Raw genomic sequence first — 16,153 nt, forward strand, 5'->3', positions numbered from 1 at the left:
CACGCGGCCGAGCAGCGTCGTGCCGCCCCCGGCCAGCCAGCCGCGCACCGGCGCCGCGGCGCGATGCAGCGCGGCCTTCGCGCGCGCCGCCACGCCGCGCAGCGCGCGCCAGGCCGGCGAGGCATCCAGGAAGTCATGCGCGCGCGCCAGCAGCGCCACCACATGGTTGCGCACCCACGCGAAGACCGGGATGGTCATCAGCCTGGGTTCCGCGACCACATAAAGCCGCGCCGAGAACGCCGTCCCGACCGACTTCGCCAACAGCAGCACCCCCGCGCCGAGCAGCCAATGCCCGCTGCCGACCAGCCACAGCGCCGCCAGCTTGACCGGGACCAGCGCCGCGACCGGGATGGCGAACAGCAACAGCACGATGCGCGCATCGAGCCGCAGGATCAGCCGCTCCAGCGCCGCAAACACCGGGATGCGCGCGATCAGCCCGCCGATCGCCATGGCCCAGCGCCACAGCGTCTCCTCAAGCACCACCCACAGGAACGCGATCAGCAGCAGCGGCGGCTTCAGCAGGCTGCGGAGCGGTCGGCGCCAATCCATGCCGGCATCCTACCGCGCAATCCACGCCTGCCGAATGCCATTGGCGCAGGCACGGCGCGGCTATGGCGCGGGGGCGTCGCGCTCCTCCGGGAAGGCAGCGATGCCGTGCGCGCGCAGCCAGCCGGAAAAGCCCGGATCCGCGGTGACCACCGCGAACGGGATCGCCAGCAGCAGCGAAGCCAGCACCGGCAGCGCCAGCAGCAGCGCCAGCGGGGAGGCCGCGGCGAACAGCCAGGCCAGCACCAGCCCGGCCAGCGTCGGCGGCCAGAACTGCCGCGCCGCATCGCCCCAGGTGACGCCCCGGTCGGCGCGGTTCTGCGCCGTCCAGCGCGCGCGCATCCCGAAGGGCAGCGCCAGCAGGAACAGCGTCTGCGCCATCAGCCGTGCCGGTTCCATCAGCGTGGTGAACAGGATCTCGGCCGCCGCGCCGCGGGCGAAGGCGGCGCGCCCGCCGTAGCGGTCGGCCAGCGCCGGCTTCAGCAGCACCTCGGCATAGCCCGCCAGCTTCGCCGCGTAGTGGCAGGCCCAGGTCGCGCCCAGCAGCAGCACCAGCCAGCCGGTCGGTGTTGCCGCGCCGCCGCCCGACAGCGCGTTCACCGCCGCCAGCAGCAGGATCGCGCACCACAGCGGCGCGCCCAGGAACAGCAGGATCGCCTGCACCAATTGCCAGCGCGCCATCAGCGTCTGCCCGGGCAGGCGCAGCAGCGCCAGGTACTGCATGTTGCCGCCGGCCCAGCGCAGGTCGCGCGTGACGAAATCGCCGAAGGTCGGTGGATTTCCCTCGGCGGAGCCGGTGTCGTCGGGCAGCACGCGCACCTTCCACCCGGCGGCATGCAGGCGCGTGGCCTCCACCTGGTCGTGGCTGAGGATGCGCGAGCCGTCCGGCAGCGGCCCCAGCCGGCACAGGTCGCGGAAGGGCGCGATGCGGATCAGCGCGTTGTGGCCCCAATAGGGGCCCTCGTCGCCCTGCCACCAGGCCTGGCCGGTGGCCCAGGCGCGCATGCCGTGGCGCATGCCGAACTGGAACAGCCGCGGGAAAGCCGCCGTCGCCGGCTTGCCGTGAATGAGCTGCTGCACGATGGCGAGGCGGTCATCCGCCTCCATGCAGGCCACCAGGCGCAGCACCGCCGCCGGCGTCATCTCGGAATCGGCATCGAGGCAGAGGAAATACGCCAGGCCCTCGGCATGATGGTCAAGGAAATCCATCACATTGCCGGCCTTGAAGCCGTCATTCGCCGCGCGGCGCCGATACTGCGCGTTGGGCCGTGCGCCACCGCGGGCGGGCGGCGCGAAACGCCCTTCCGCGAAGGCGTGGAAGGCGGCCTGCTCGGCCTCGGCGGCGGGGCCGGCGGGCGTGTCGGAAAGCACCCACAGCGCAAAGAGCTCCGGCGGCAACCCGTCCATCAGGCGGCCGAGCGGCGGCAGCACCGCGGCCATGTCCTCGTTGCGGATGCAGATGGCGATGGCGGTGCGCCGGCGCGGCGGCGCGGGGCTGGCGGCGCGCAGGGCGGGCAGCACCGCCGCGGGCGGGTCGCGCGCGCCCAGCAGGATCGCCAGGCCGACCAGTGCATTGGCGGCCGACAGCGCGCTCCAGGGCACGGTGCCGAGGAAGCAGGCCAGGATCAGCGCCTCCCACGGCGTCCAGCCGCCCGGCGCCAGGACAGCCCAGGCAAGCGCCACCAGACCCGCCGTGATGGCGAGCACCAGCGTGAGGAACAGCGCACGGCGGAGCAGCGGGGATTCGGCGGGCACGGGCATGGTCTATGCCCCGACCATGGCGGGAATGCGAAGCGCCATCGTGTCGCGCAGCGCCCGGCCACGGCGCGCCGCCCGGGTCAGGGCAGGTCTGCCGCGTCGGGCTGCGCGACAGGCGCGGCAGCATCGGGCGCGCCGGGGTCGCTGCCGGGCGGGGCGAAGGTCTCGGGGTGCATCCGGCCATCGGCGCGCACCCGCCGGGCGCGCGCCGCGAGGGGCAGGACATGGCACTGCGCGGCCGTCATGACGAAGCGCAGCAGGGTTTCGGAATGCAGCGCGCGCTGCCGGCACAGGGCGACCACCCTGTCGATGCGGTTGGCATAGGCCCTGGCGGCCACAGCATCGGCGATGGCGAAACGGTCGTTCAGCCCTTCATAGGACTGCCATGCCGGGATGGCGATCGAGTTCGGCTGGGTGAAGCGCGATATCGCCTCGGTGATGTCGATCGGGTCGAGATACTGCAGGTCGGGCCTGAGGAACACGAAGTGGTCGAAGCTGGTGCCGTGCAACATCCGGATGTGCTGCCACGCCCGCTTCAGCGACAGCAACTGGTGCAGCAGGTTGCGGATCGACCGCCAGTCGTCCTTGTAGACGTCGCGGCGTTGCCTGGCCCGCTCCAGCAGGTCCGCGATGTCATCGTCACGCTGCGAGACATTCAGGTAGGCGTCGCAGTCCAGCAGGAACTGGTCGCATTTCGGAAGCTCGACACCGTTCTCGCCGCTGCGCCTGTTGTCGATGCGGTCGACGATATTGAGGCTGGCGAAGCGGGTGATCGAGAGCCCCGGGCGATCATTCGGCAGATAGACGCGGCGGCGGATCGAATCGATGGTCCACCGGGTGCTGCGCGCCATGCCGAAGAAGACGATGGCGACATTGGGCATCCGCGCGTGACCTCCTGCAATCCAGCGGGCCGATCCCGGGCGCGCGGCGGGCCATCGCCGCCGGCCCGCGCGGGGCGCCGCTCGCGGGGGCCGCGCCGTCCGGGTGCCGGTATGCAGCCCCCGGACGCCGGCGGCCCCGCCGCCGAAGGGAAGCGCCACGCCGGCGATTCGGCAAGATGGCCCGCAGCGCGGGCCGGCAGCGCCCGCGCGCCGCCGGATCAATCGATCTGCGCGCCCGAGGCGCGGACCACCGGCGCCCATTTCGCCACCTCCGCGCGCATGAAGGCGTCGAAGTCGGCGGGGCCGAGCGGCCAGGGCTCCGCCCCGTAGTCGCGCAGCCGCTGCGCGATGGCGGGGTCGTTCAGCGCCGCGACGACCTCGGTGCCCAGCCGCGCGCGGATCGCCGCCGGCACGCCCGATGGCGCGGCGATGCCGTACCAGGAGGCGACGTCGAACTCCGGCACGCCCTGGTCCTGCAGCGGGGCCAGTTCCGGCATGGTGCTGACGCGCTGCGCGGTGGACACACCGAGCGCGCGCAGCATGCCGGCCATCACCTGCTGGCGCGACACCGGCGCGTTGTCGATGTTGAACAGCACCTCCCCGTTCAGCACCGCGGCCATCGACGGCGCGGTGCCGCGATAGGGCACGTGCGTTACCTCGACCCCCATGCGCATCCCGAACAACAGCCCGGACAGATGCGACGAGGTGCCCGACCCGGCCGAGGAGAAATTCGCCCGCGCCGGATTGGCGCGGCAGAAGGCGACCAGGTCGGCGACGCTGCGGATCGGCCCGTCGCCCTTCACGATCAGCACGTTGGGCATCGCCGCGATCCGCGCCACGCCCGGCAGGTCGCGCAGCGGGTCGAAGGACAGCCGCCGGTACAGCGTCGGACCGATGCCGTGCGAGGCGATGTGGTTGACGTAGTAGGTGTAGCCGTCGGGGGCGGAGCGCGCCGTCACCTCGGCGCCGACCATGCCGCCGGCGCCCGGGCGCGGATCGATCACGATGGGCTGGCCGAGCTTCTCGCGCAGCCGGTTCTCCATCATGCGCAGGAAGATGTCGGAGACACCGCCGGCGGCGCCGCCGATGACGAAGCGGATGGGCTTGTCGGGCCAGGCGCCCTGGGCCTGGACAGCTGGCGCGGCGAGCATCGCGCCGGCGGCGCCCAAGGCGGCGCGTCGGGTGAGCATGACGGTTCCTCCTGGCCCGCATCGTTGCGGCGGGCTTCGGGCCGAGCGTAGAGCAGCGCCGGGCCGAGGGGAACCGCGGCGGGGCGTCGCGCCGCGCAGGCGCGCGGAGGTTGTCGCGCCGCGCAGGCGCGCGGGGGTTGTCGCGCCGCGCAGGCGCGCGGGGGTTGTCGCGCCGCGCAGGCGCGCGGGGGTTGTCGCGCCGCGCAGGCGCGCGGGGGTCATTGCGCCGGGCAGGCGCGCATCGCGCGTCCCGCCGCCCGGTCGCGCCTCAGTCGTCGCGCCGCAACGCGCCGGACAGCGTCGCGAGGGCGGCATCGATCGCCTCCGGCCCGCCCGGGTTGCGCATCGGCTCGAGCAACGCCAGCTCCTCGACGCTGCCTTGCGGGATGTAGGCCATGCTCCAGGCCGGGAAGCTCGGCTGCGCGACGGCGGCGAATTGCAGCAGCTCGACCGCGGTGTGGCGCACATCGGCCGCGATGCGGTCGAACACCGCCTCGATCGCCGCCAGCGGGCCTTCCAGCACCTGCACGACATGCGGGCCGTTGTGCAGCAGCGCACCGGTCAGGCCGGAGGCGGCATTGTTGCGCCGCGACGCATCGAGGATCGCCCGCAATTCCCGCTCGGCTTCCGCCTCCTCGCTCGGGATGGCGAAGACGCTGCGGTAGATCAGCCGGTAGATCGCACTTGCCATGCCTGGCGTCCTTTCCGTCATGCCGCGGCCGCCTGCGGCTGGCCGTCCTTGAGCAGCGCCGCCGCGGCCTCCGGCGCCAGCGGCCGGCCGAGCAGGTAGCCCTGCACCTGGTCGCAGCCCTCGGCGCGCAGGTGGTCGAACTGCGCCTGCGTCTCCACCCCCTCGACCGTGGTGCGCATGCCCAGGCTGCGCCCCAGGCCGATGATCGCGCGCACGATGGCGGCGGTCTCGCCATCCTCGGTGACGTCGCAGACGAAGGACCGGTCGATCTTGATCTTGTCGAAGGGGAAGCTGCGCAGGTAGCTCAGCGACGAATAGCCGGTGCCGAAATCATCCATCGCGATCCGCACCCCGAATTCCTTGAGCGCGCGCAGCGTCTCGATCGTGCCGGTGCTGTCCGACAGCAGCACGCTCTCGGTGACCTCGAGCTCAAGGCGCCGCGGATCGAAGCCGGCCAGCGCGCAGGCCGATCGCACCGCCTCGACCAGGCCGGGGGAGCGGAACTGCACCGGCGAGAGGTTGACCGACAGGAAGGGCGCGCCCGGCCAGCCGGCGGCTTCGCGGCAGGCTTCGCGCAACACCCATTCGCCGATCGGGATGATCAGCCCGGTTTCCTCAGCCAGCGGGATGAAGTCGGCGGGCGAGACGACGCCGCGCACCGGATGCGTCCAGCGGATCAGCGCCTCGAACCCGACGATGCTGGTGCTGTCGACATCGACCTGCGGCTGGTACAGCAGGTGGAACTGCCGCATCGCCAGCGCGGTGCGCAGTTCGAGTTCGAGCAGCCGGCGGCGCTGCATGCGCGTGTCCATCTCGGTCTCGAAGAAGCGGTAGGTGCCGCGTCCCTCGCTTTTCGCGCGGTACAGCGCGAGGTCGGCGCTGCGCGCCAGCTCGGCGAGATCGACGCCGTCCTGGGGCTGCAGCGCGATGCCCACGCTGGTGCCGATGTTGAGCACCTGGCCATCGATCAGGAAGGGGCGCGACAGCAGGTCGATCAGGCGTTCCGCCAGCGCGGTCGCGGCTTCCGGCTGGCCGGGGGCGAATTGCACCACCGCGAACTCGTCCCCGCCCAGGCGCGCCACCAGGTCGGTCGAACGCACCGCCGCGCGCAGCCGGTGCGCCACCTTCACCAGCAGCGCATCGCCCATCGCATGCCCGAGCGTGTCGTTGACCACCTTGAACCGGTCGAGGTCGAGCGCGAGCAGCGCGAAGGGTTCGGCCGCCCGGCCCGGCACCTCGCGCAGGCGTTGCAGCCGGTCGGCGAAGCCGGCGCGGTTGGGCAGGCGCGTCAGCGGGTCATGGTGGGCCAGGAAGCGGATGCGTTCCTCGGCCCGGCGGCGGTCGCGCAGGTCGCGCAGCGCGATCACCTGGTGCGGCCGGCGATGGTGCAGGATCGAGCGCGAGACGAGCTCGACCGCAACCGGCCGGCCCTGGGCGTCGTCGATCTCGGTCTCGATCGTGGTGCCGGCGGGGTCGAGCAGCGCCTGGCGCAATTCGCCCGCCTGCACCACCGCGGCGAGCGACCGACCCACCAGGCCCTGCGCATCCTGCCCCAGCAGGGCCTGGGCGCTGCTGTTCGATTCCACGATGGTCTCGCCGTCGCAGATCAGCAGGCCTTCGACCGCGGCATCGACCAGGGCGCGGAAGCGTTCGGCCTCGGCCTTGCGGCGCCGGCGCGACTGGCTGGTCAGCACCGCGGCCGCGAGGCTCGCCGCCAGCAGGCAGAAGGCGGCGAAGCCGACCAGCGCGGCCAGCCGGTCGCGCGTCACGGCCCCGGCCGGCGCGACCCCGCCGGCATCCGGCAGGATGGTCACCGCGCCCATGCCGATGAAATGCAGCGCGCAGATGCCCAGCGCCAGCAGCGCCGCCGCACCCAGCCGCCCGCCCGGCCCCTGCGCGGCGAGGCCAAGTCGCAGCGCCGCCATGGTCAGCGCCACACCCAGCACCACCGACACCACGACCGTCCCGTGGTCCCACAGCTTCAGCCCGGCGACCTCGAAGGCCGCCATCCCGGTATAGTGCATGGCGCCGACGCCCAGCCCGAGCAGCGCCCCGGCGCCGAGCGCGCGCGGCACGCCCGGCCCGCAGAGCGCGATCGCGAAGGCGGCACCGCTCAGCAGGATCGGCAGCAGCAGCGACAGCACGGTGCCGGCCGGGTCGTAGCCCGACGGCACGCCCGGGTCGAAGGCCAGCATGGCGACGAAATGCGTCGCCCAGATCGCGACGCCGGTGGTCACCGCCGCCACCGCACCCCAGCGCAGGCGATGCTGCAGGTTGCCCTGGCCGGCCAGGTGAAGCTGGGCGAAGGTCGTATGCGCGCCGATCGCGCACAGCACCGCGGCAACCGCGACCAGCACGATATCGTGCTGCTCCGTGATGCAGGCGTAGACCTTCAACATGCGCGTTCCGGCAGGTTCGTGTCGGCGCAGCATCGGGCGCAGACGTCTAGGATCTGTTAAGCGACCCCTGCAGGGCGGCGGCACCGCCCGGCCACCCGGTCCGGAAGCCGATGCGCCGGGCCGCCGCCGCGCCGCGGGATGCGCGGGCGCGACGGGCACCGGCCCGCCACGCCGACCCACGCGCCAGGGCTGCCCGGGCGGCCATCGCCACCCGGTCGGATGATGCCCGCCGGTCTGGATCGGTTCAGCCGCCGGGCAGCCGCACCACGAAGCGCGCGCCGGCGACCTTGTCCTCCGCATCGCGCCGGTTCTCGGCCGAGATCGCCCCGCGCAGCCCCTCGACGATCTGCTTGCTGATGGACAGGCCGAGGCCGGAATGCTGGCCGAAGCGCTCGCCGCTCGGGCGTTCGGAATAGAAGCGCTCGAAGATGCTCTCGAGCTTCTGCTCCGGGATGCCGGGGCCCTCATCCTCGATCGCCACCTCGACCATGGTGCCGACGGCGCGCGCGCGCACCCAGACGGTCCCGCGCGCCGGGCTGAAGGACAGCGCATTGCCCAGCAGGTTGCGGAACACCTGCACGATGCGGCCTTCGACACCGCGCACCACCATCGGGCCCGGCGGGGCCTCCAGCATCACCCTCGGGTCGTCCGGCGCGCGGGTGGCCTCGTGCAGGTCGGCCAGCGCCAGCAGGATGGGGGCGATGTCGACCGGCGCGGAGATGGTGCGCGAGAGCTCGGCATCGACGCGCGACGAATCGCTGATATCGCCGATCAGCCGGTCCATCCGCACCGCGTCGTCGGCGATGATGGCGAGCAGCCGGCTGCGGCTGTCCGGGTTCTCGACGCGCTTGAGGGTTTCCAGGGCGGACCGCACGCTGGTCAGCGGGTTGCGCAGTTCATGCGCGACATCGGCGGCGAAGCGTTCATTGGCATCGATGCGCGCCCACAGCGCGCGCGCGGAATTCTGCAGGTCGCGCGCCAGCGTGCCGATCTCGTCGTTGCGCGCCAGCAGGCGTTCGGGGACGGATTGCTCGCGGCCCTCGCCCTCGCGGATGCGCTGGGTGGCGCGCGCCAGGTCGAGCATCGGCGTGGCGATGGTGCGCGCCAGGTAGAAGGACAGCATCACCGTCAGCACCAGCGCGGTGCCGAACAGCAGCAGCACGGAGGCGCGGATCTGGAACAGGCGTTCATCGACCTCCCGCGCCTCGCGCGTGAGCAGCACGATGCCCACCGACTGCCCGCCGCGCCGCGCCGGTTCGGCCACGCTGACCAGCAGCCGGCCATCGCCGGTGCGGCGGATATAGGGGCGCACGCCGCCTTCCAGCGCCAGGCGCAGTTCCTCCCGCCGGTCGGGGCCGAGGTCGGGCTGCCAGTCGAAGTCGGGCGCCTCGGGGCCGACATCCACCGCCACGCCATTGGTGCCGCCGCGCCCGCGCAGTCCGGAGGGCAGCACGCCCGCCAGCCGGTCATAGACGCCGGCGACGGTCGAGGTGAGCGCGCCGCGCGGTTCGGGCGGCGGCAGGGGTTCGGTGACCACCGCGCCGCCGGGGCCTTCGCGCACGCGGCTATCGGCGACCATCAGGCCGGTCGTGTCGAACAGCCGCGCCTGGGTGTTGGGCGAAGGTTCCACCAGCCGGCGCAGCAGCGGGCGCGCGGCCTCCGGCACCAGGATGGCGCGGTCGCCTTCCAGGCGCACGGCGGCCTCGGCGATGCCGCCGGCGTAGATGCGCGCCTGGGTGCGGAGGGATTCGACCTCGGCGGCGAGCAGCCCGTTCTGGTACTGGTCGAGATACAGCAGCGAGGCCGCGAGCAGCGCCGGCGGCACGGCATTGACCAGCAGGATGCGGCGCAGCAGCGGCGAGAAGCGGCGGCGCGGCGGGCGCGGCGCGGTGGCCTGCGACGCGCTGGCAGCCCGGCCCTGCACGCGCGTGGCGGCGCCGTCGTCAGGCATCGGTGCGGGCCGGCGGCGCGGTCATGCGCCTCACGCTTCCTTGTAGCGGTAGCCGATGCCGTAGAGCGTCTCGATCTGGTCGAATTCGCCATCCACCTGGCGAAACTTCTTGCGGATGCGCTTCACGTGGCTGTCGATGGTGCGGTCGTCGACGTAGATGTTTTCGCCATAGGCGGCATCGATCAGCTGGTCGCGGTTCTTGACCATGCCGGGGCGCACGGCCAGCGCCTTGACCAGCAGGAATTCGGTGACCGTGAGCTGCACCTGGCCGCCCTTCCAGACGCAGGTGTGCTTCGTTTCGTCCAGTACCAGGTCGCCGCGGGCGATGACACCGCCGGGCGGCGCGCCGGAGCCTTCCGCGCGCGATGCCTCGTTGCGGCGCAGCAGCGCGCGGATGCGTTCCAGCAGCAGGCGCTGGCTGAACGGCTTGGTGATGTAGTCGTCGGCGCCGAGGCGCAGGCCCATGAGCTCGTCGACTTCCTCGTCCTTCGACGTCAGGAACACGACCGGCATGTTCGACCGCTGGCGCAGGCGCTGCAGCAGCTCCATGCCATCCATGCGCGGCATCTTGATGTCGAGCACCGCGAGGTCAGCGGGCTTGGCCATCAGCCCCTGCAGCGCGCTCTCGCCATCGGTGAAGGTGCGCACGGTGTAGCCTTCCTGCTCCAGCGTCATCTGCACGCTGGTCAGGATGTTGCGGTCGTCATCCACGAGGGCGATGGTCTGGGCCATTGATCCTGTTCCGGGGCGGGGCGCGCCCGCCAAGAGTTGCGCGGCGCGGGGAGCGGCGCCAGTTTCGCGGCCGATTGTGGCACGAGACGGGCCGGAGGGTGACATGTCGTCCAAGCATGGGGCGTCGGAGCAGGGAATCCGCGAGGCACGCGCGCTGATCCGCGGCGCGGCCGCCGCCACGCTGGCCAGCGCGACCGGCGGGCAGCCCTTCGCCGCCCTGGTCACGCCGGCACCGGCACCGGACCTGTCGCCGCTGCTGCTGCTGTCGACGCTGTCGGAACACACGCGCCAGCTCGCGGCGGACCCGCGCTGTGCCTTGCTGTTCATCGGTGCGGCGGAGGGCCCGAATCCCCAGACCGCGCCGCGCGTGACGGTCACCGGGCTGGCGGAGCAGGTCCCGGAGGCTGAGGTCGCGGCGCTCAAGGCGCGCTGGCTGGCGCGCCACCCCTATGCGGCGATGTACGCCGATTTCGGCGATTTCAGCCTGTGGCGGGTGCGAATCGGCGCGGCGCTGCATGTCGGCGGCTTCGCCCGGGCCGAACGCATCAAGGCCGCCGAGCTTGCGCCCGACTCCGCCGCCGTGGCGGCCGTGCTGGCCGCCGAGCAGGACATCATCCAGCACGTCAACGACGACCACGCCGATGCCCTGCTGGCCATCGCCCAGGGGCTGCTGGGCGCAGGACCGGGCGATTGGCGGCTGGTGGCGGTGGATGTGGATGGCTGCGACCTGTCCGAAGGTAACCGGACGGTTCGGCTTGCTTTCTTAACTCCGGTAAGCGATGCGGAGGGCGTCCGCGCGGGTCTGATCCGCGCGGCACGGGAGGGACGGGCGCGGTCCGCGCCGCCCGGCTGAAACGCGGCAGGCTTCGCCGCAATTCCGCCGCGGCCATTGCGGACACGCTGCGGTCACCGAACTGCAACGCGACGTCCAGGAGAGTGGGTCAACAATGTCTTCCCCCGAGTCTGCGCTCGCCGGCACCGGCGTGGCCGCGCGCGGCGATGTCCATGCGAACCTTGCCGCCCCTGCCCTGGTGCAGCAGGCGCTGCGCCGCGGGGAGGGCCGGCTGTCCGCCGATGGCGCCTTCATCGCCGTGACCGGCGCGCATACCGGGCGGTCCGTGCAGGACAAGTTCGTGGTGGACGAGCCCGAGACGCGCGACGCGGTGTGGTGGGGCAAGGTCAACCAGCCGCTGCCGCAGGAGAAGTTCACCGCGCTGGCCGCCAAGGTGCGCGCCTATCTGTCGCAGAAGCCCGAGCTGTTCACCCAGGACCTGCATGCCGGCGCCGATCCCGCGCACCGCATCCGCGTGCGGCTGGTGACGCCCAGCGCCTGGCACGCGCTGTTCGCGCGCAACATGTTCATCCGCCCGGCGCGCGATTCGCTGGCCGGCTTCGCGCCCGACTGGACCATCATCCACGCCCCGGACTTCGAGGCCGACCCGGCCACCGATGGCTGCCGCAGCGGCACGGTGATCGCGCTGTCGCTCGCCACGCGCACCATCCTGATCGCCGGCACGTCCTATGCCGGCGAGATCAAGAAAAGCATCTTCACGGTGATGAACTGGCTGCTGCCCGACCGCGGCGTGCTGCCGATGCATTGCAGCGCGAATGTGGGTGCGAAGGGTGATGTCGCGCTGTTCTTCGGCCTGTCGGGCACCGGCAAGACCACGCTGAGCAGCGACCCCGAGCGCGCGCTGATCGGCGATGACGAACACGGCTGGTCGGATGCCGGCGTCTTCAACTTCGAAGGCGGCTGCTACGCCAAGGTCATCCGCCTGTCGCGCGAGGCCGAGCCGCAGATCTGGGACGCCTCCCACCGCTTCGGTTCGGTGCTCGAGAATGTGGTGGCGGATGCCGACGGGAAGCTCGACCTCGATGACGGGTCGCTGACCGAGAACACCCGGTCCTGCTACCCGATCGACTACATCCCGAACGTGGTGTCGTCGGGTACCGCCGGCCTGCCCAAGAACGTGGTGATGCTGACCGCCGATGCCTTCGGCGTGCTGCCGCCGATCAGCAAGCTGTCGGCCGCGCAGGCGATGTACCATTTCCTGTCGGGCTATACGGCGCGCGTCGCGGGCACCGAGAAGGGCCTGGGGAAGGAACCGCAGGCGACCTTCTCCACCTGCTTCGGCGCGCCCTTCCTGCCGCGGCATCCCGAGGTCTATGGGCGGATGCTGTCGGACCTGATCTCGAAGCACGGTGCCGATTGCTGGCTGGTCAATACCGGCTGGACGGGTGGCGCCTATGGCACCGGCAACCGTATGTCGATCCAGGTGACGCGCGCGCTGCTGCGCGCCGCGCTGGACGGTTCGCTGGCGCAGGCGGAATTCGCGCCCGACCCGTTCTTCGGGCTGATGATGCCGCGCGCGGTGCCGGGCATCCCGGCGAATGTGCTGAACCCGCGCGAGGGCTGGGCGGACAAGGCGGCCTATGACCGCACGGCGCAGAACCTGGTCGGGCTGTTCGAGAAGAACTTCCAGGGCTTCTCGGGTGGTGTCAGCGAGGACGTGCTGGCGGCAGCGATCCGCGCCGCCGCCTGAGAACAGCGCCGCGCCGGCGCCTCGGCGCGGGCGCGGCCGAAACGGCTGTGGCGCGGGCTGCGCCGTGCGGCCCACCCCGCCAGCCGATGCGTGCGTCAGTCGCGCAGGAAGTCCAGCAGCAGTGCGACGGTCTCCGCCGGGCGCTCCTGCTGGACCCAGTGGCCGGCGCCCGGCACCAGGTGCGTGCCGCGCCAATCGGTCGTCGCCTCGCCTGCCATCTTCGCCAGCGCACCCGGCGCCTGTTGCACGCCCCAGTCGCGCGCGCCGCCGATGAAGGTGGCCGGCACCTCGATCCGCGCGCCGGCGAAGGCCTCCATCTCGGCATTCGTGCCGGTGAAGCGCGTGCGGTACCAGTTCAGCCCGCCCTGGAATCCGGTGCGCCCGTATTCCATGGCGTAGACCGCGAGCTCCGCCTCGGTCAGCCAGGTGCAGGCGGCGACCTGGTCGGGCGTGGGCATCTCATGTGCCACGGTCTGCGGCATCGTCTCGGCCAGATCCATCACGTAGTAGGTTGGCAGCTTCGCCAGTTCGCTGGCTGTCCAGCCGGCCAGCGGATGCACGTCGTTGCCCGCCCAGTCGCCGGACTTGTGGTGGTAGTAGGCGCGGATGAAGGCGGCCAGGCCGGCCGGCGCGGCCATGATGTCGCCATTGGCCGGGCGCGTCGCGTAGTACCAGTGGTAGTGCTTGCGCGGCCGCGGCAGCGCGGCCAGGTCCTGCGCGATGTCCCGTGCGGGCGCGCGCTCCGATGAACCCAGCGCCGGCGGCCCGGCGAAGGGTGCGCTCATCAGCGCAACCCTGCGGAACACGTCCGGCCGCACCAGCGCGCAATGCGCCGCGACGGGCGATCCGAAATCATGGCCGATCACCGCATGCACCTTCGCGATGCCCAGCGCCTTCAGCAGCGAGAGCTGGTCGCGGATCAGCGTGAACAGCGAGAAATCCCGCAGGTCGGTGTCATAGGCATCCGACCAGCCCGTGGTGCGGCCATAGCCGCGCTGGTCGGGCGCGATCACATGGTACCCGGCCTCGGCCAGCGGCAGCATCACGCGCCGCCAGGAATAGGCGAGCTCCGGGAAGCCGTGCAGCAGCAGCAGCACGGGCCGACCGGCCTCGCCGGCTTCCAGCAGGTGCATGGTCAGGCCGTTGATGCCCTCGATGCGGCGGCTGCGGATGCCCGCGGGCAGGGTGGGGTGGGTCAGGGCGTCCATGGCGGTCCTTTGGGTCGTGCCGGCAGGCACGCGATGCGATTCGTGCCGGCAGGCACGCGATACGATTCGTGCCGGCAGGCACGCGGGGCGATTCGTACCGGCAGGCACGCGATACGATTCGTGCCGGCAGGCACGGGGGGCGACTCGTGCCGACGGGCACGCGATGCGATCGGCGCCATCCGGCACGCGAATGGCACCCGGATCAAGCCACCGGACGATCACGCCACACCGGCGCGCCGCCGCCGCGGCTCCGATCCGCGATTCCGCCCGCCCCGAACGTGGTCTATAGCCCCTGCATGGCCCGCGGCCCCTCCCATCGCGTCGTGCTGAACCTGGCGCTCGACAGCCTGCTGGCGATGGCCGCCCTGCCGGCCGCGGTCTGGGCCGCTGCGCCGGGCGCCTGGCCACCCGGCGGGTGGTGGGTGGCCGCGCTGCCCGGTGCGGTGCTGGCGCTGGCCGCGGCCGGCGCGCCGCTGCGCCTGCCGCTGCAATACTGGCGCTTCGCCGGGCTGCGCGACCTGCTGGCAGTGGCCGGCGCGGCCGTGCTCGCGGCGGCGCTGTTCACGGCCGGGCTGCACCTGCTGGGCGCCTGGCGGCCACCCAACCCGGCCTTCCCGGTGCTGCACGCGGCGGCGCTGGCCGTCCTGCTGGTGGGCGGGCGCGTCGCCGCACTGGTCCAGGCCGCCCGCCATGCAAGCGATACAGCGCCCGACGCGCAGAACGTCCTGCTGGTCGGCGCGGCCGAGGGCACCGATGTGTTCCTGCGCGCGCTGGCGCATGACCGGCGCGCACCCTACCGCGTGACGGGCATCCTCTCGCTGCGGGCGCGCCAGGCCGGGCGGCGGATGCAGGGCACGCCGATCCTCGGCACGGTCGAGGATACCGAGGCGGTGCTCGATGCACTGCGCGGCGAAGGACGGCTGCCCTCCGTCATCGTGCTCGCCTCCGGGCTGTCGGGCCCGGCGCTGGAGGGCGTGCTGGACGCCGCCGACCGCCATGGCGTGCCGGTCCGCCGCGCGCCGGCGCCGACCACCCTGGCCCCGGCCGGCGAGGAGACGCAGCGCGTCGAACTGCGCCCTGTCTCGATCGAGGACCTGCTCGACCGCCCGCAGGTGCCGCTCGACCGCGAGGGCATGGCGCGGCTGGTGCAGGGCCGGCGCGTGCTGGTCACCGGCGCGGGCGGCACGATCGGCGGCGAATTGGCACGCCAGGTGGCGGCGCTGGGGCCGGCCAGCCTGACGCTGCTCGATCACGGCGAATACGTGCTGTACGAGATCGACCTGGAACTGCGCGAGAAGCACCCGCAGGTGCCGCGCCGCGCCGTGCTCGCGGATGTGCGCGACGAAGCCCGCATCCGCCGCCTGTTCGATGCGATCCGCCCCGAACTGGTGTTCCACGCCGCCGCGCTGAAGCATGTCCCGATGGTCGAGAACGACCCGCTGGAAGGGCTGCTGACGAACGCGCTGGGCACCCGCATCGTGGCCGATGCGGCGCGGGCGGTCGGCACCACGGCGATGGTGTTCATCTCGACGGACAAGGCGGTGAACCCGACCAGCGTGATGGGCGCGTCGAAGCGGCTCGCTGAAATGTACTGCCAGGCCTTCGATGTCGATGCCCGCGCCGCCCGCGCGGCCGACCCGCGCGCGCCGCGCGAGGGCATGCGCTGCATCACCGTGCGCTTCGGCAATGTGCTCGGCAGCACCGGGTCCGTGGTGCCGCTGTTTCGCCGCCAGCTGGAACGCGGCGGGCCGCTCACGGTCACGCATCCCGACATGCGGCGGTATTTCATGACGGTGCGGGAGGCTGTCGGCCTCGTCCTCCAGGCCAGCGTGGTCGGCACCACCGACCCCGAGAACATGCCCCCCGAACTGGCCGAGGGCGGCATCTTCGTGCTCGACATGGGCGATGCGGTGAAGATCGTGGACCTGGCGCGGCGGATGATCCGGCTGGCCGGGCTGCGCCCCGACCAGGATGTCGAGATCCGCTTCACCGGCCTGCGCCCCGGCGAGAAGCTGTTCGAGGAATTGTTCCACGGCAAGGAGGCCCCGCGCCCCACCGCCTATCCCGGCCTGCTGGTCGCGACGCCGCGCACCGCCGACGCGGCACTGGTGGGTCGCGCCATCGACGAGATCGCCGCGGCGGCACGCAGCGGGAACCCTCGCGCAGCACTGGCGCAGCTCGGCCGGCTGGTCCCGGAATTCGAGCACGCGCCGGAGGGCACCGTGGCCACGCGGTGACCCGCGCGTTTCAGACA

12 protein-coding genes are annotated in these 16,153 nt (G+C 72.4%); 3 read left to right on the forward strand and 9 right to left on the reverse strand.

The features are described 5' to 3' along the window. The 8 genes from LQ222_RS20850 to LQ222_RS20885 form a co-directional block, all read right to left on the reverse strand. Nucleotides 1-549, reverse strand: a 549-nt coding sequence (locus tag LQ222_RS20850; protein WP_230168777.1) for a hypothetical protein, incomplete at its 3' end; no start/stop codon positions are given. A gap of 60 nt (nucleotides 550-609) precedes the next feature. Continuing rightward, entirely contained in the window at nucleotides 610-2,307 is a 1,698-nt protein-coding gene (gene mdoH, locus LQ222_RS20855; protein WP_230168778.1) for a glucans biosynthesis glucosyltransferase MdoH, read from the reverse strand. A gap of 77 nt (nucleotides 2,308-2,384) precedes the next feature. Beyond that, nucleotides 2,385-3,185 carry a hypothetical protein gene (locus tag LQ222_RS20860; RefSeq protein ID WP_230168779.1) on the reverse strand — a complete coding sequence of 267 codons (801 nt, stop codon included), beginning with the start codon at nucleotides 3,183-3,185 and terminating at the stop codon, nucleotides 2,385-2,387. A gap of 218 nt (nucleotides 3,186-3,403) precedes the next feature. Further along, nucleotides 3,404-4,375 carry a tripartite tricarboxylate transporter substrate binding protein gene (locus tag LQ222_RS20865; RefSeq protein WP_230168780.1) on the reverse strand — a complete coding sequence of 324 codons (972 nt, stop codon included), beginning with the start codon at nucleotides 4,373-4,375 and terminating at the stop codon, nucleotides 3,404-3,406. Between the two features lie 268 nt (nucleotides 4,376-4,643). Then, complete coding sequence (locus LQ222_RS20870) at nucleotides 4,644-5,066, reverse strand: BLUF domain-containing protein (RefSeq protein WP_230168781.1); 423 nt, start codon at nucleotides 5,064-5,066, stop codon at nucleotides 4,644-4,646. A 17-nt stretch (nucleotides 5,067-5,083) separates the two neighbouring features. After that, nucleotides 5,084-7,465 (reverse strand): EAL domain-containing protein, encoded by a 2,382-nt coding sequence (locus tag LQ222_RS20875; protein ID WP_230168782.1) that lies wholly within the window; start codon nucleotides 7,463-7,465, stop codon nucleotides 5,084-5,086. A gap of 244 nt (nucleotides 7,466-7,709) precedes the next feature. Then, nucleotides 7,710-9,416, reverse strand: a complete 1,707-nt coding sequence (locus tag LQ222_RS20880; RefSeq protein WP_230168783.1) for a stimulus-sensing domain-containing protein — start codon at nucleotides 9,414-9,416, stop codon at nucleotides 7,710-7,712. Between the two features lie 30 nt (nucleotides 9,417-9,446). Next, nucleotides 9,447-10,148: a response regulator transcription factor gene (locus LQ222_RS20885; protein WP_230168784.1), complete on the reverse strand. Its 702-nt coding sequence runs from the start codon at nucleotides 10,146-10,148 to the stop codon at nucleotides 9,447-9,449. A gap of 103 nt (nucleotides 10,149-10,251) precedes the next feature. Between LQ222_RS20885 and LQ222_RS20890 the strand changes: the two genes are divergently transcribed. Both LQ222_RS20890 and LQ222_RS20895 read left to right on the forward strand, forming a co-directional pair. Continuing rightward, on the forward strand, nucleotides 10,252-11,001 hold the full coding sequence (locus tag LQ222_RS20890; protein ID WP_230168785.1) for a HugZ family protein: 750 nt from the start codon (nucleotides 10,252-10,254) through the stop codon (nucleotides 10,999-11,001). A gap of 94 nt (nucleotides 11,002-11,095) precedes the next feature. Further along, nucleotides 11,096-12,691, forward strand: a complete 1,596-nt coding sequence (locus LQ222_RS20895; RefSeq protein WP_230168786.1) for a phosphoenolpyruvate carboxykinase — start codon at nucleotides 11,096-11,098, stop codon at nucleotides 12,689-12,691. A 95-nt stretch (nucleotides 12,692-12,786) separates the two neighbouring features. Here the strand turns inward: LQ222_RS20895 and LQ222_RS20900 are convergent, their stop codons facing one another. Continuing rightward, nucleotides 12,787-13,899 (reverse strand): alpha/beta fold hydrolase, encoded by a 1,113-nt coding sequence (locus tag LQ222_RS20900; protein ID WP_305800030.1) that lies wholly within the window; start codon nucleotides 13,897-13,899, stop codon nucleotides 12,787-12,789. A 296-nt stretch (nucleotides 13,900-14,195) separates the two neighbouring features. Here LQ222_RS20900 and LQ222_RS20905 point away from each other — a divergent pair, with 296 nt between their 5' ends. Further along, nucleotides 14,196-16,136 carry a nucleoside-diphosphate sugar epimerase/dehydratase gene (locus tag LQ222_RS20905; protein ID WP_230168787.1) on the forward strand — a complete coding sequence of 647 codons (1,941 nt, stop codon included), beginning with the start codon at nucleotides 14,196-14,198 and terminating at the stop codon, nucleotides 16,134-16,136. The last annotated feature ends 17 nt before the right edge of the window (nucleotides 16,137-16,153 follow it).

The organism is Roseomonas sp. CECT 9278, assembly GCF_918698155.1.
GTDB lineage: Bacteria > Pseudomonadota > Alphaproteobacteria > Acetobacterales > Acetobacteraceae > Neoroseomonas.